11 protein-coding genes are annotated in these 11,822 nt (G+C 69.2%); 5 read left to right on the top strand and 6 right to left on the bottom strand.

Annotated features, from left to right (window positions below):
* Positions 1-881, bottom strand: an 881-nt coding sequence (locus BGN97_RS10255; protein ID WP_292700920.1) for an alpha/beta hydrolase, incomplete at its 3' end; no start/stop codon positions are given.
* Positions 882-944: 63 nt separating this feature from the next.
* On the opposite strand from BGN97_RS10255, the gene BGN97_RS10250 reads away from it, so the two are divergent.
* Positions 945-1,940 (top strand): LacI family DNA-binding transcriptional regulator, encoded by a 996-nt coding sequence (locus BGN97_RS10250; RefSeq protein ID WP_292700917.1) that lies wholly within the window; start codon positions 945-947, stop codon positions 1,938-1,940.
* A 73-nt stretch (positions 1,941-2,013) separates the two neighbouring features.
* Here the strand turns inward: BGN97_RS10250 and mmsB are convergent, their stop codons facing one another.
* The 5 genes from mmsB to BGN97_RS10225 all read right to left on the bottom strand — a co-directional run bounded on the left by mmsB (position 2,014) and on the right by BGN97_RS10225 (position 7,643).
* Complete coding sequence (gene mmsB / locus BGN97_RS10245) at positions 2,014-3,228, bottom strand: multiple monosaccharide ABC transporter permease (protein ID WP_292700914.1); 1,215 nt, start codon at positions 3,226-3,228, stop codon at positions 2,014-2,016.
* The gene (mmsA, locus tag BGN97_RS10240; protein ID WP_292700913.1) at positions 3,215-4,759 is read right to left on the bottom strand and encodes a multiple monosaccharide ABC transporter ATP-binding protein; all 1,545 of its coding nucleotides are present in this window, start codon (positions 4,757-4,759) and stop codon (positions 3,215-3,217) included. The genes mmsB and mmsA overlap by 14 nt, the downstream gene beginning before the upstream one ends.
* Before the next feature lie 73 nt (positions 4,760-4,832).
* A complete protein-coding gene (chvE, locus tag BGN97_RS10235) occupies positions 4,833-5,948 on the bottom strand; it encodes a multiple monosaccharide ABC transporter substrate-binding protein (RefSeq protein WP_292701218.1) in 1,116 nt (371 codons plus the stop codon).
* A 2-nt stretch (positions 5,949-5,950) separates the two neighbouring features.
* Positions 5,951-6,463 carry a class II aldolase/adducin family protein gene (locus tag BGN97_RS10230; RefSeq protein WP_292700911.1) on the bottom strand — a complete coding sequence of 171 codons (513 nt, stop codon included), beginning with the start codon at positions 6,461-6,463 and terminating at the stop codon, positions 5,951-5,953.
* Positions 6,464-6,638: 175 nt separating this feature from the next.
* On the bottom strand, positions 6,639-7,643 hold the full coding sequence (locus tag BGN97_RS10225) for a LacI family DNA-binding transcriptional regulator (RefSeq protein ID WP_292700908.1): 1,005 nt from the start codon (positions 7,641-7,643) through the stop codon (positions 6,639-6,641).
* Between the two features lie 109 nt (positions 7,644-7,752).
* Here BGN97_RS10225 and BGN97_RS10220 point away from each other — a divergent pair, with 109 nt between their 5' ends.
* The 4 genes from BGN97_RS10220 to BGN97_RS10205 form a co-directional block, all read left to right on the top strand.
* A complete protein-coding gene (locus tag BGN97_RS10220) occupies positions 7,753-9,555 on the top strand; it encodes an ABC-F family ATP-binding cassette domain-containing protein (RefSeq protein ID WP_292700906.1) in 1,803 nt (600 codons plus the stop codon).
* A 37-nt stretch (positions 9,556-9,592) separates the two neighbouring features.
* On the top strand, positions 9,593-10,234 hold the full coding sequence (locus BGN97_RS10215) for a TetR/AcrR family transcriptional regulator (RefSeq protein ID WP_292700903.1): 642 nt from the start codon (positions 9,593-9,595) through the stop codon (positions 10,232-10,234).
* Between the two features lie 286 nt (positions 10,235-10,520).
* Positions 10,521-11,426: a MetQ/NlpA family ABC transporter substrate-binding protein gene (locus BGN97_RS10210; RefSeq protein ID WP_292700900.1), complete on the top strand. Its 906-nt coding sequence runs from the start codon at positions 10,521-10,523 to the stop codon at positions 11,424-11,426.
* 96 nt (positions 11,427-11,522) lie between these two features.
* Positions 11,523-11,822 (top strand): ATP-binding cassette domain-containing protein (locus BGN97_RS10205; RefSeq protein WP_292700898.1); only part of this gene is annotated, 300 nt, incomplete at its 3' end.

Here is an 11,822-nt window from a genome sequence, read left to right as displayed (position 1 = left end):
CCCCCCGCCGCGGAAAGTGCGCGGGCATAGGCCTCTCCGTCTCCCCGCAGCGGATCCAGCTCGCACGTGCAGATCCAGGCGGGCGGAAGACCGGTGTGCGATGCGGCCAGCAGCGGCGAGACGTGCGGGTCGCGAGCGGTCCGCCGGCCGCGACCCACGTACTGCCGCACCAGCATCCGTCCCACCCTGCGCATGATCACGCCGGGCATCCCGGGCGAGATCCCGCGCATGTCGGCGTGGCCCATCGTCAGGTCGAGGGCGGGATTCTCCAGCAGCTGGAGGCGGATCGGATGCCCGCTGCGCTCGCGGTTCATGATCGTGACAGCCGCGGCGATGTTGCCGCCGGACGAGGCGCCGCCGATCGCGATGCGATCTGTGTCGATGCCGAGCTCCACCGCGTGCGCGAACAGCCATTCCAGTGCCGCCCAGCCCTGCTCGGGCTGAGCCGGGAAGCGCACCTCGGGCGCGTGCGAGTAGTCGACGGCGACGATGACCGTCCCCGAGTCGTGCGCGCGATCGCGGAACCGGGCATCCCACGAGACCCAGTCGATGCCGGCGATGGTGAAGCCGCCGCCGTAGAAGTACAGCATCGCGGGGAGGTCATCGCCCGCCTCCGCCGGGGATTCATCCGGCCAGTACACGCGCACCCGCACATCCGGATGCCCCGACACCGCGACCATGTGGTCGGCGCTCGCCGTGGGGCGCGGCGTGATGCCCAGCTCCGCAGACAGGCGGTCGTCGTTCTCCTGCGCCACCCTGCGGCGACCGGCTGCCGAGCGGGGCTCGCGGGCCAGGAGCGGCGCGATCCGCGCCTCGAAGGCGGCGACCGCGGAGTCGAGCTGCGGGCGGTGGAAGTCCTCTTCGTGAATGACATCGGGCATCCTCTCTGGTGCTGTGCAACGATTGTCCGGGATCGAAGCACTTCGATGAACCGGAGCCCGCGCATGAGTCAGACACCCGCCAAGGCCACCATCTACGACGTCGCCGAGCGCGCCGGCGTCAGCATCTCGACCGTGTCGCTCGCGGTGAACACGCCGCACCGGGTGCGGACCGAGACGCGGGAGCGCATCGTCGCCGCGGCGGCCGCGCTCGGATACCGGATGACCTCGGACGGGCGATCCGGCGTGTCCCGGATCGCGGTCGCTGCGCCCTACACCAGCTACCCGACCTACCTGCGACGGATGGCGGGCATGCTGCGCCGCGCGCGCTCCGCCGCCGTCGACCTCGTGCCCTACGACCTCGACTCCGCCGCGAGCGCCACGGCGCCGCTGCTGGAGTCGCTGCCCGCGCGGGCGGATGTCGCCGGGCTGATCATGATGGGCGTGCCGCTCGGCGGCGCGGCCCTGCGCGCCAGTCGCGCCGCCCGTCTGCCCCTGGCCTTCGTCGACATCGTGAGGCCGGCGCGATCAGGGGCGTCGTCGGTGCTCGTAGACGACCTCGCAGGCGGGCGGATGCTCGGCGCCCACCTGCGCGAACTGGGACACCGCCGGGTGGCGTTCGTGCACGAGGTGCAGCGCTCGCAGGGGTACGTGTCGGCCGGGATGCTGCGCGCGGACGGGATGACCGAGCAGCTGCAGCTGCTGCCGGTGGCATCCGCCGGGCCCGATCGTGTCGAGGCGGATGCCCTGCGCTCGGCGGTGGCGAAGGGCGTGACGGCGTTCGTGGCGAATCATGACCGGTTGGCCGCCGCCGTGCTGAAGGCGGTCTCGGGGACCCCGGAGCTCGCGGACACGACCGTGACCGGCTACGACGACGGCGAGCTGGCCGAGGCGCTGCAGCTGACCACGGTGCGGCAGCCGTTCGAGGAGACCGGCCGCGTGGCTCTGGAATCCGTGCTGGAGCGCATCGCCGACCCGAGCCGCGCCGCATCGAGGACGGTGCTGGAGCCCACGCTCGTGGTGCGGGCGTCGTCGCGGCCGGCATCCGCACGCCCCGCCTGAGCCGGCCGCCGACGCGGAGGAGCCCGGTGGATCGCGAACACGATCCACCGGGCCCCCGAGCCGCATCCGTGCCTCAGGCGCGCTGGCGGCGCTTGTTCCAGACGTCGAAGGCCACGGCCAGCAGCAGCACCATACCCTTGATGAACTGCTGGGAGTCGGTGCCGACGCCCATCAGCGACATGCCGTTGTTCAGCACGCCCATGATCAGACCACCGGTGATCGCGCCGACGATGCGGCCGACGCCGCCCTGCACGGCCGCGCCGCCGATGAAGGCCGCGGCGATCGCATCCAGCTCGAACAGGTTTCCCGCGCCCGGACCGGCGGAGTTCAGGCGACCGGTGAAGACGAGGCCGGCCAGGGCCGACAGCACGCCCATGTTCACGAACAGCCAGAAGTCGATCCGGCGCGACTTGATGCCGGACAGGTTGGCCGCGTGCCGGTTGCCGCCGATGGCGTAGATGTGGCGACCGAACACGGTGCGGCTCATCACCAGGGTGTAGCCGACGATCAGCACGGCCAGCACGATCAGCACCACCGGGGTGCCGCGCGATCCGTCGGCCATTCCGAGCAGGTAGGTGAGGTACGCGATGAGGGCGACGCCGCCGATCAGGCGCACCAGGAACCAGGTGCGCGCCTCGGTCTCCAGCCCCATCTTCGCCTGCTTCGACCGCTCTCCGAGCTCGTAGCCGACGAACAGCACCAGGGTCACGACGCCCAGTCCGAAGGTGATCCACTCCACCGGCGAGGTGGAGGCGGGGAACAGCTGCGGGAACAGGTACCCGCCGCCGAGCAGGCGGTACTCGCTCGGGAACGGAGTGATCTGCGTGTTGCCGAGCACCATCTGCGTCAGGCCCCGGAACAGCAGCATGCCGGCCAGCGTGACGATGAACGCGGGGATGCCGACCACCGCGACCCAGAAGCCCTGCCAGGCGCCCACCAGGGCTCCCACCAGCAGCGAGGCGATGATGCCGAGCCACCACGGCCAGCCCCAGTGCACGACCATCACACCCGACATGGCGCCGACGAACGCGGCGACCGAGCCCACCGACAGGTCGATGTGCCCGGCGATGATGATCATCACCATGCCGATCGCGAGGATCAGGATGTAGCTGTTCTGGACGATGATGTTGGCGACGTTGCCCGCGGTGAGCAGCTTGCCGCCGGTGACGACCTGGAAGAACACGACGATGGCGATCAGCGCCAGGAAGATGCCGATCTGACGCATCCGCGAGGTCAGCTGGGAGAGCACCTCGTTCGTCCGGGGTGCGGTCTCGCTACGGGTGGACATGGTCGGCTTCCTTCTCCTTGGTCATGTACTGCATGAGGGTCTCGGGAGTGGCATCCGCGATGTCGACCTCCCCGGTGATGCGCCCCTCGGAGAGCGCGTAGATGCGATCGCAGATGCCCAGCAGCTCGGGAAGCTCGGACGAGATCACGATCACGCCCTTGCCCTGCGCCGCCAGCCTGTTGATCAGCGAGTAGATCTCGTACTTCGCTCCGACGTCGATGCCGCGGGTCGGCTCGTCGAGGATGAGCACCTCGGGATCGGCGAAGAGCCACTTGGACAGCACGACCTTCTGCTGGTTGCCGCCGGAGAGCTTGCCGACCACCGATGACACCGAGGGCGCCTTGATGTTCATGCTCTTGCGGTACCCCTCCGCGACGACCACCTCCTCGCGGCCGTTCACCCAGCCGCCCCTGGCGAGCTTGCCGAGGGCGGCGACGGAGATGTTCCGCTTGACGTCCTCGATCAGGTTGAGCCCGTACTGCTTGCGGTCCTCGGTGGCGTAGGCGATGCCGGCGGCGATCGCGGCCGACACGGTCCGCGTGTTCACCTCCTGCCCGCGCACGAAGACGCGGCCGGTGATGTTCGTCCCGTAGCTGCGGCCGAAGACGCTCATGCCCAGCTCGGTCCGCCCGGCGCCCATGAGCCCTGCGATGCCGACGACCTCGCCGGCGCGCACGTTCAGGTTCGCGCCGTGGATGACGGTGCGGCTCGGGTCGGCGGGATGATGCACCCACCAGTCCTCGATCCGGAAGACCTCTTCGCCGAGGTCGACCGAGCGGTCGGGGTAGCGGTGCGCGAGGTCGCGCCCCACCATGCCCTTGATGATGCGATCCTCGCTGACGTCCTCGCTGAGGAGGTCGAGCGTCTCGATCGTGCGGCCGTCGCGGATGATGGTGACCTTGTCCGCGATGTCCTTGATCTCGTTGAGCTTGTGGCTGATGATGATCGACGTGATCCCCTGGCCCTTCAGATGCCGGATCAGGTCGAGCAGGTGCGCGGAGTCGTCGTCGTTGAGCGCCGCGGTCGGCTCGTCGAGGATGAGGAGCTTGACCTCCTTCGACAGCGCCTTGGCGATCTCGACGAGCTGCTGCTTGCCGACGCCGATCTCGTTCACGGGCGTGGACGGGTCATCGCCCAGTCCGACCCGTGCGAGCAGCTTCTGCGCCTCCAGGTTGGTGGCGCGCCAGTCGATCAGGCCGTGCCGTGCCCGTTCGTTGCCGAGGAAGATGTTCTCGGCGATCGAGAGGTACGGGCTCAGTGCGAGCTCCTGATGGATGATGACGATGCCGTGGTCCTCGGAGTCGCGGATGTCGCGGAACTGCGCCACCTCGTCCTCGAAGACGATGTCACCGGTGTAGGTGCCGTGCGGGTACACGCCCGAGAGCACCTTCATGAGCGTGGACTTGCCGGCGCCGTTCTCGCCGCAGATGGCGTGCACCTGGCCCCGCTCGACTTCGATCGTCACGTCCTGCAGCGCCTTGACGCCGGGGAACTCCTTCGTGATGTCGCGCATCTCGAGGATCGTGCTCATGCGTTTCTCCTCCCTTCTGCCTGAGGAATGCCGGGGTGGGGCCCGCCGGGACGGCGGGCCCCACCCCGGGCGGTCACTTGAGGTCGCCCTCGGTGTAGTAGCCGCTGTCGATCAGGACCTTCTTGTAGTTGTCCTTCGTGACGATGACGGACTTCAGCAGGTACGACGGCACGACCTTGACCGTGTTGTCGTAGGTCTTGGTGTCGTTCACCTCGGGCTTCTTGCCCTTGAGGATGTCATCCACCATCTGCGCGGCGCGCTTGCCCAGCTCGCGGGTGTCCTTGAAGATCGTCGAGTACTGCTCACCGGCGACGATCGACTTGACGCTGCCGGCCTCGGCGTCCTGACCCGTGATCACCGGCAGGGCGGAGGCGGAGTAGCCGCCCGAGGTGAGCGCCGAGATGATGCCGATCGACAGGCCGTCGTAGGGCGAGAGCACACCGTCGAGCTTGGTGCCGCCGATGACGGTGAGGATGTTCTCCATGCGCTTCTGCGCGGTCTCGGGCAGCCAGCGCAGGATCGCGGCCTGCTCGAAGCTGGTCTGACCCGACGGCACCTTCAGCACGCCCTTGTCCAGGTAGGGCTTGAGGGTGTCCATGGCGCCGTTCCAGAAGAACGTGGCGTTGTTGTCGTCGGGGCTGCCGGCGAAGAGCTCGACGTTCAGCGGACCGGTCACGCCGGTGTCCTTGCCGTTCTCGTCGAGCACGCCCAGGCCGGTGAGCAGGCTGGTCGCCTGCTGCACGCCCACCTGGTAGTTGTCGAAGGTCGTGTAGTAGTCCACGTTCTTCGTACCGTTAATCAGGCGGTCGTATGCGATCACCGGGATCTTGTCGTCGGCTGCCTGCTGCAGCACGTCGGTGAGCGTGGTGCCGTCGATGGATGCCACGATCAGGGCGTCCGCGCCTGTGGAGATCATGTTCTCGATCTGGGACACCTGCGTCGGGATGTCGTCGTTCGCGTACTGCAGATCGACCTTGTAGCCCATGTCCTCGAGGGTCTTCTTGACGTTGTCGCCGTCGGCGATCCAGCGCTCGGACTGCTGGGTGGGCATCGCGACGCCGACGGTGAAGTCGGATGCCGCCTTGTCGCCGCCCGCCGCGGGGGCGTCGCCGCCGCGCGTGCCGCTGCAGCCGGCCAGGACGAGTGTGGCCGTGGCGGCGATGCCGACGAGCGCGAGAGACCTCTTCATCTTCACTGTGTGCTCCTTGTGTGGTGTGGATCGGTTATGTGGTGCGTTTCGCCGACCTTCCCGGAGGGAAGGGAGGTGCGGGAGCCCGGGTGGGCTCGGTCGGCGGGCGGGAAGCCCGCCGGTTCCGCGATGGCCCGGAGAGCCGCCGCGGGAGTCGGTGCGTGCACGATGCGGCCGGCGCAGGAGGCCGCGGAGCGCCCCGCGCCCGCCCGGTGGATGCCGGCGTGCTCGGAGGATGCGGAGGACGGTGCCGTGCGGCGGTCCCACGGCGCGCTCACGATGCGGCCGTCGATGCCGAAGACGGAGGTCTGCGACGGGCCGACGGAGGACAGATCCGCTGCGTCGGGCGTGATCACGAAGAGGTCCGTGCCGTCGACGCGCGCGGACACCGCGGCGGGGGAGGGCAGGGCGGATGCCGTCGCGCACGCCTCGCAGAGCTGTTCGCGGGTGCGAGCGATGAGCACCTGCGCCACGGCGGCGTCAGCCCGATCCTGCGGGGCTGAGGGATGCGGCATCTTCGGGACTCCATCGTCTTGCGGGTGGCCCCAGCTGGGCCGTGCTCTCATTTGTGACCGTTCACAACGTGTGCTCGATGATACATGCGAAACGGTCACATCTGTCAACGGCCCCCGAAGGAGGGGTTACCGATTCGTGATGATCGACGCCCGCCCGGGCCAGGTCCGGTCCGGGTCAGCGCGGCGCGGGCGCCGTCGACGCACGCACCACGAGCTCGGGCAGGACCCGCGCCTGCTCGGCATCCCCGCCGTCGATCAGGGCGAGCAGCATCGACATGGCGCGGCGGCCGATCTCGGCGAAGTCCTGGCGCACGGTGGTCAGCGGCGGGGCGAAGTGCGCGGCCTCGGGGATGTCGTCGAAGCCGACGACGCTCATCTCGCCCGGAGCGTCGATGCCCATCTCCCGGCAGGCGTGCAGGAAGCCGAGGGCCATCTGGTCGTTGCCCGCGAACACCGCCGTGAAGTCCCGGTAGCGCAGCAGCTCACGACCCGCGTAGTACCCGAAGGCCGCGCTCCAGTCGCCGAGGATGGGCGCCCGGGTGCGAAGGTCGGCATCCGAGAGGGCCTGCAGGTAGCCCTGCATCCTGGCATCCGCCTCGATCCAGTCGCGAGGACCGGCGATGTGCACGATGTCGGTGTGGCCGAGGTCGATGAGGTGCTGGGTGGCCAGGCGCGCCCCCGTGACCTGATCGACGCCGACGCTGTGCGCGTTCGCGCGTCCGCTCGTGTCGAGCGTGATCGTGGGGATGCTCATCGACGCGTCTGCGAGGGCCTGGATGATGCGCTCCTGTGGTGCGATCACGACGAGCGCCTCGATGCCCTGCGACATCAGGAAGTCCAGGCTGCCGCGGATCGAGGCGTCATCGCCCGTGGCCAGCGTGGTCAGGCTGATGCGGTACCCCGCCTCGCGGGCCGAGACCTCGAGCGCGTTGATCGCGGTGGTCGGGCCGTAGTGCACCGACATCGAGGTGAGCACGCCGATGGTGCGCGATCGGCTGGTCACGAGCGTGCGCGCGGCCTGGTTCGGGCGGTAGCCGAGCTCGTCGATCGCGGCCAGCACGCGATCCCTGGTCGCCGAGCGGATGTTGGGGGAGTCGTTCAGCACCCGGGAGACGGTCTGGTACGAGACTCCGGCCAGGCGCGCGACATCGCGGATGTTCGGTGCCCGGACGCGGTCCACGGTGCCTCGACCCCCTCGATGTGTACGTTCACATGGTGCACTCCATTATGGAGGCGCCCAGGAACGCAGCAAAGCGCGACAGGCGCGCACGACTACCCTGGAAGACGACATGGCACATCTCCTCGGCGCCGAAGCGCTCCACCTCGAGTACCCCACGCGCGTCGTCTTCGACTCGGTCACCCTCGGCATCGAGGAGGGGGACCGCATCGGCATCGTCGGACGCAACGGCGACGGCAAGTCGAGCCTGCTCGGGATGCTCGCCGGGCGGAAGGAGCCGGATGCCGGCCGCGTGACCGTGCGCGGGGGGACGACGATCGGCGTGCTCGATCAGGCTGACACCCTCGACGACGCCCTCACCGTCGGGCGCGCGGTCGTGGGGGACACCCCGGAGCACGAGTGGGCGGGCGACGCGAAGGTGCGCGACGTCATCGCCGGCCTCGTCGCCGACCTCGACTGGGACGCGTCGGTGGCCTCCCTCTCCGGCGGACAGCGCCGCCGGGTCGCGCTGGCACGACTGCTCGCGGGCGACTGGGACGTCATCGCGCTCGACGAGCCCACCAACCACCTCGACGTCGAGGCCATCACCTGGCTCGCGGGGCACCTGAAGACCCGGTGGGCCAAGAACGCCGGGGCGCTGCTGGTCGTCACGCACGACCGCTGGTTCCTCGACGAGATCTGCACCGCCACCTGGGAGGTGCACGACCGGATCGTCGAGCCGTTCGAGGGCGGGTACGCGGCGTACATCCTGCAGCGCGTCGAGCGCGACCGGATGGCCGCGGCATCCGAGGCGAAGCGGCAGAACCTGGCGCGCAAGGAGCTGGCATGGCTGCGCCGTGGCGCGCCCGCGCGCACCAGCAAGCCGAAGTTCCGCATCGACGCGGCCAACGAGCTGATCGCCGACGTGCCGCCGATCCGCGACTCCGTCTCGCTGCAGTCGCTGGCGGTCTCCCGCCTCGGCAAGGACGTCGTCGATCTGCTGGACGTCGGCGTCTCCTATGACGGCAGAGTGGTGCTGCGCGACGTCGAGTGGCGCATCGCGCCGGGGGAGCGCACCGGCATCCTGGGCGTCAACGGCGCGGGCAAGTCCACGCTGCTCGGGCTGATCGCCGGATCCGTGGAGGCCACGAGCGGACGGGTGAAGCGCGGCAAGACCGTGCAGGTGCGCACACTCACCCAGCGGATCGACGAGCTCGAGCAGCACTGGGACGAGCCGGTGCGCACGGTCATCAGCGGGCTGCGCACCTCGTACACGTTCGGGACCGGATCGAAGGCGCAGGATCTCACGCCCGGTCAGCTCCTGGAGCGGCTCGGCTTCAGCTCCGCGCAGCTGTCCACTCGCGTGAAGGAGCTCTCGGGCGGCCAGCAGCGGCGCCTGCAGCTGCTGCTCGTGCTTCTGGACCAGCCCAACGTGCTGATCCTCGACGAGCCCACGAACGACATGGACACCGACATGCTCGCCGCGATCGAGGACCTGCTCGACTCGTGGCCGGGCACACTGCTCGTCGTGAGCCACGACCGGTACTTCCTGGAGCGCGTCACCGACCAGCAGTACGCCGTGATGGGCGGCCACCTGCGGCATCTGCCGGGCGGCATCGACGAGTATCTCCGCCTGCGGACTCTCGAGCAGAGGTCCGGCGGCGCGTCCGACGCCGCTGCGAGCCCGGCGGCGCCCGCGAAGACCCCCGCCCTCGACGGCGCGGCGCGCCGCACCGCCGAGAAGGAGCTCGCAGCCCTCGAGCGTCGGATGCAGAAGCTCAACGAGCAGATCGATCGCGCCAAGCACGCGCTGGCCGACCATGATCAGTCCGACTACGCCGGGCTCGGCGAGCGGATGAAGACGATCCAGGCGCAGCAGGACGAGGTGGACGGGCTCGAGCTGCGCTGGTTCGAGCTCACCGAGCAGCTGGACTGACCTGCACCGCGACGCCCTCGCGCCCTATGGTGGATGGGTGCTCCCCGATTCCCCCGCACACCGCACTCGACTGCGCCTGCTGACCGCCGCCAGCGAGGAGATGATCGAACGCGGCTACGCGGCGGCTTCGCTGTCGCGGATCGCGGCCAGGCTCGGGCTCACCAAGGGCGCGCTCGGGCACCATTTCCCGACCAAGCAGGACATCGCGATCGCCGTGTTCGACCGTGCGGACGAGATCGCCGTCCAGGTCGCGGAGGACGCCCGTCGGCTCTTCCCCGACAGCGCGATACGGGGCTGCATCGCGTACTTCGCCGGGCTCGCGCGGGCGGGAGCGGCCGATCCGATCGCCGCCGCATGGCTCGCGCTCTACCAGGACCGCTCCGTGCCCGTCGAGATCGCACGGCGCGGTTACGTGACCTCGCGCGACGTCGTCGCGGGCTTCCTCGCCGATCACCTCTCCCGGGAGTGTGGTGAGCTGCGGATGCCGCCTGCGCAGGCCACGCTCTTCCTGCAGCTGCTCGTCTCGGGGGAGCTGGCGATCGCGCGGTTCCTGACGGACTACTCGGCGCAGAACGCCGTCGACAGCTTCGCCACGGCCCTGACCGGACTGGGCGTCCCGGATGCCGAAGCCGTCGTCATCGACGGCATCCAGGCGGTCTGGACGTCATCACGCGAGTGATATACGCTCGTCTACGAGCATATAGACGCCCGTCTACCCCGATTGGGGGATCGTGGGGACGGTGGCGCTGCTCTCGCGGCTGGGGACGCGACCAGGCCCGTGGTGAGGTGGTGCGTCCACTCCCACGGGCCTGATGCTCCTCTCCGTCTGTCCGCCCGTCCACCCGGGAGCGGCGCGATGCGTAGTGAGACCGCCGGCGCTGTGACGTAATGTGACGGGCCGATTACGGTGCGCCCGCGGCCGCCACGTACCGTTTTCGAGTCCCCCACGAGAGGAATCACAGACCATGTCCCGTCGCATCACCACCCTCGCAGCCGCCGCCGCAACGGCCGCTGTCTTGATCGCCTCCCTCGTCGGGTGCGCCTCCAACCCGGCATCCTCCACCGACTCCGCCAAGAAGGACGACACGGTCAAGATCGGCGTCGTCGGCAAGAGCGACGCCCAGTGGCCCGCGTTCGTCGCCGCGGCCAAGAAGGAGGGCATCTCCGTCGAGCTGGTCGACTTCGGCTCCTACGAGCAGCCCAACCCCGCGCTCGCCGAGGGCGAGCTCGACCTGAACCAGTTCCAGCACATCGTCTACCTCGCGCAGTACGACAAGGCCTCGGGCAAGGACCTGCAGCCGATCGGCGCGACCGCGATCTACCCGCTGGGCCTGTACTCGAAGAAGTACGACTCGGTGAAGGACATCCCGAAGGGCGAGACCGTCGCCGTGCCGGACGACGCCTCCAACCAGGCGCGCGCATTGCTGGTGCTGCAGTCGGCCGGCCTCATCAAGCTGAAGAGCGGCGGCACCATCGTCAGCGACCTCGCCGACGTCGACACCGACAAGTCCAAGGTCAAGGTCACCGCGCTCGAGGCGGCGGTCATCCCGACCGCTCTGCCTGACGTCGCCGCGGCGATCATCAACAACGACTTCGTCAAGGACGCGGGTCTGAGCTTCAAGGACGCCATCGCGCAGGACGATCCGACCGACCCGAACGCGCTGCCGTACGTGAACATCTTCGCCGCCCGGGCCGACGACGTGGACAACCCCACCTACAAGAAGCTCGTCGAGATCTTCCAGACCGACGCGGCGGTGCAGAAGGGCCTGCAGGAGTCCTCGGGCGACACGGCGGTGCCGCTGAAGACCGCGGCCGCCGACCTGCAGAAGTCGCTGAAGACGGTTCTCGAGGACACCGTCATCAAGAAGTGACATCCCGCGTTCACACCTGAATGCGAGAGAATCGGGCGGCGCGAACTCGCGCCGCCCGATTCCCGTGCACACCGCATCCCACCCTCGGGAGAACACATGCCCATCGTGAGCCTCGCCGGCGTCACCAAGAGCTACCCGGCAGCGGGGCGCGACAGCGCGCCTGTGATCGCCGTCGACGACGTCACCCTCGACATCGAGCAGGGCGACGTGTTCGGCATCATCGGATACTCCGGCGCGGGCAAGTCCACTCTGGTGCGGCTGATCAACGCCCTCGAACCCGCCACGAGCGGGACGATCCACGTCGACGGAGTCGACATCACCGCGCTGGGGGAGCGGGAGCTGCGCCGGATCCGCGGCGGGATCGGCATGATCTTCCAGCAGTTCAACCTGTTCTCG

Origin of the sequence: Microbacterium sp. 69-10, from assembly GCF_001897945.1 — a bacterium.
Lineage (GTDB): Bacteria > Actinomycetota > Actinomycetes > Actinomycetales > Microbacteriaceae > Microbacterium.
The sequence above is the reverse complement of the archived record's forward strand: the minus strand, read 5'-3'. Positions and strand labels throughout refer to the sequence as shown.

Excerpts from the sequence above, each read along its gene's own strand:
- chvE (WP_292701218.1), bottom strand. The coding sequence starts at position 5,948 with ATGAAGAGGTCTCTCGCGCTCGTCGGCATCGCCGCCACGGCCACACTC.
- mmsA (WP_292700913.1), bottom strand. The coding sequence starts at position 4,759 with ATGAGCACGATCCTCGAGATGCGCGACATCACGAAGGAGTTCCCCGGC.
- BGN97_RS10230 (WP_292700911.1), bottom strand. The coding sequence starts at position 6,463 with ATGCCGCATCCCTCAGCCCCGCAGGATCGGGCTGACGCCGCCGTGGCG.
- BGN97_RS10250 (WP_292700917.1), top strand. The coding sequence starts at position 945 with ATGAGTCAGACACCCGCCAAGGCCACCATCTACGACGTCGCCGAGCGC.
- BGN97_RS10210 (WP_292700900.1), top strand. The coding sequence starts at position 10,521 with ATGTCCCGTCGCATCACCACCCTCGCAGCCGCCGCCGCAACGGCCGCT.
- mmsB (WP_292700914.1), bottom strand. The coding sequence starts at position 3,228 with ATGTCCACCCGTAGCGAGACCGCACCCCGGACGAACGAGGTGCTCTCC.
- BGN97_RS10220 (WP_292700906.1), top strand. The coding sequence starts at position 7,753 with ATGGCACATCTCCTCGGCGCCGAAGCGCTCCACCTCGAGTACCCCACG.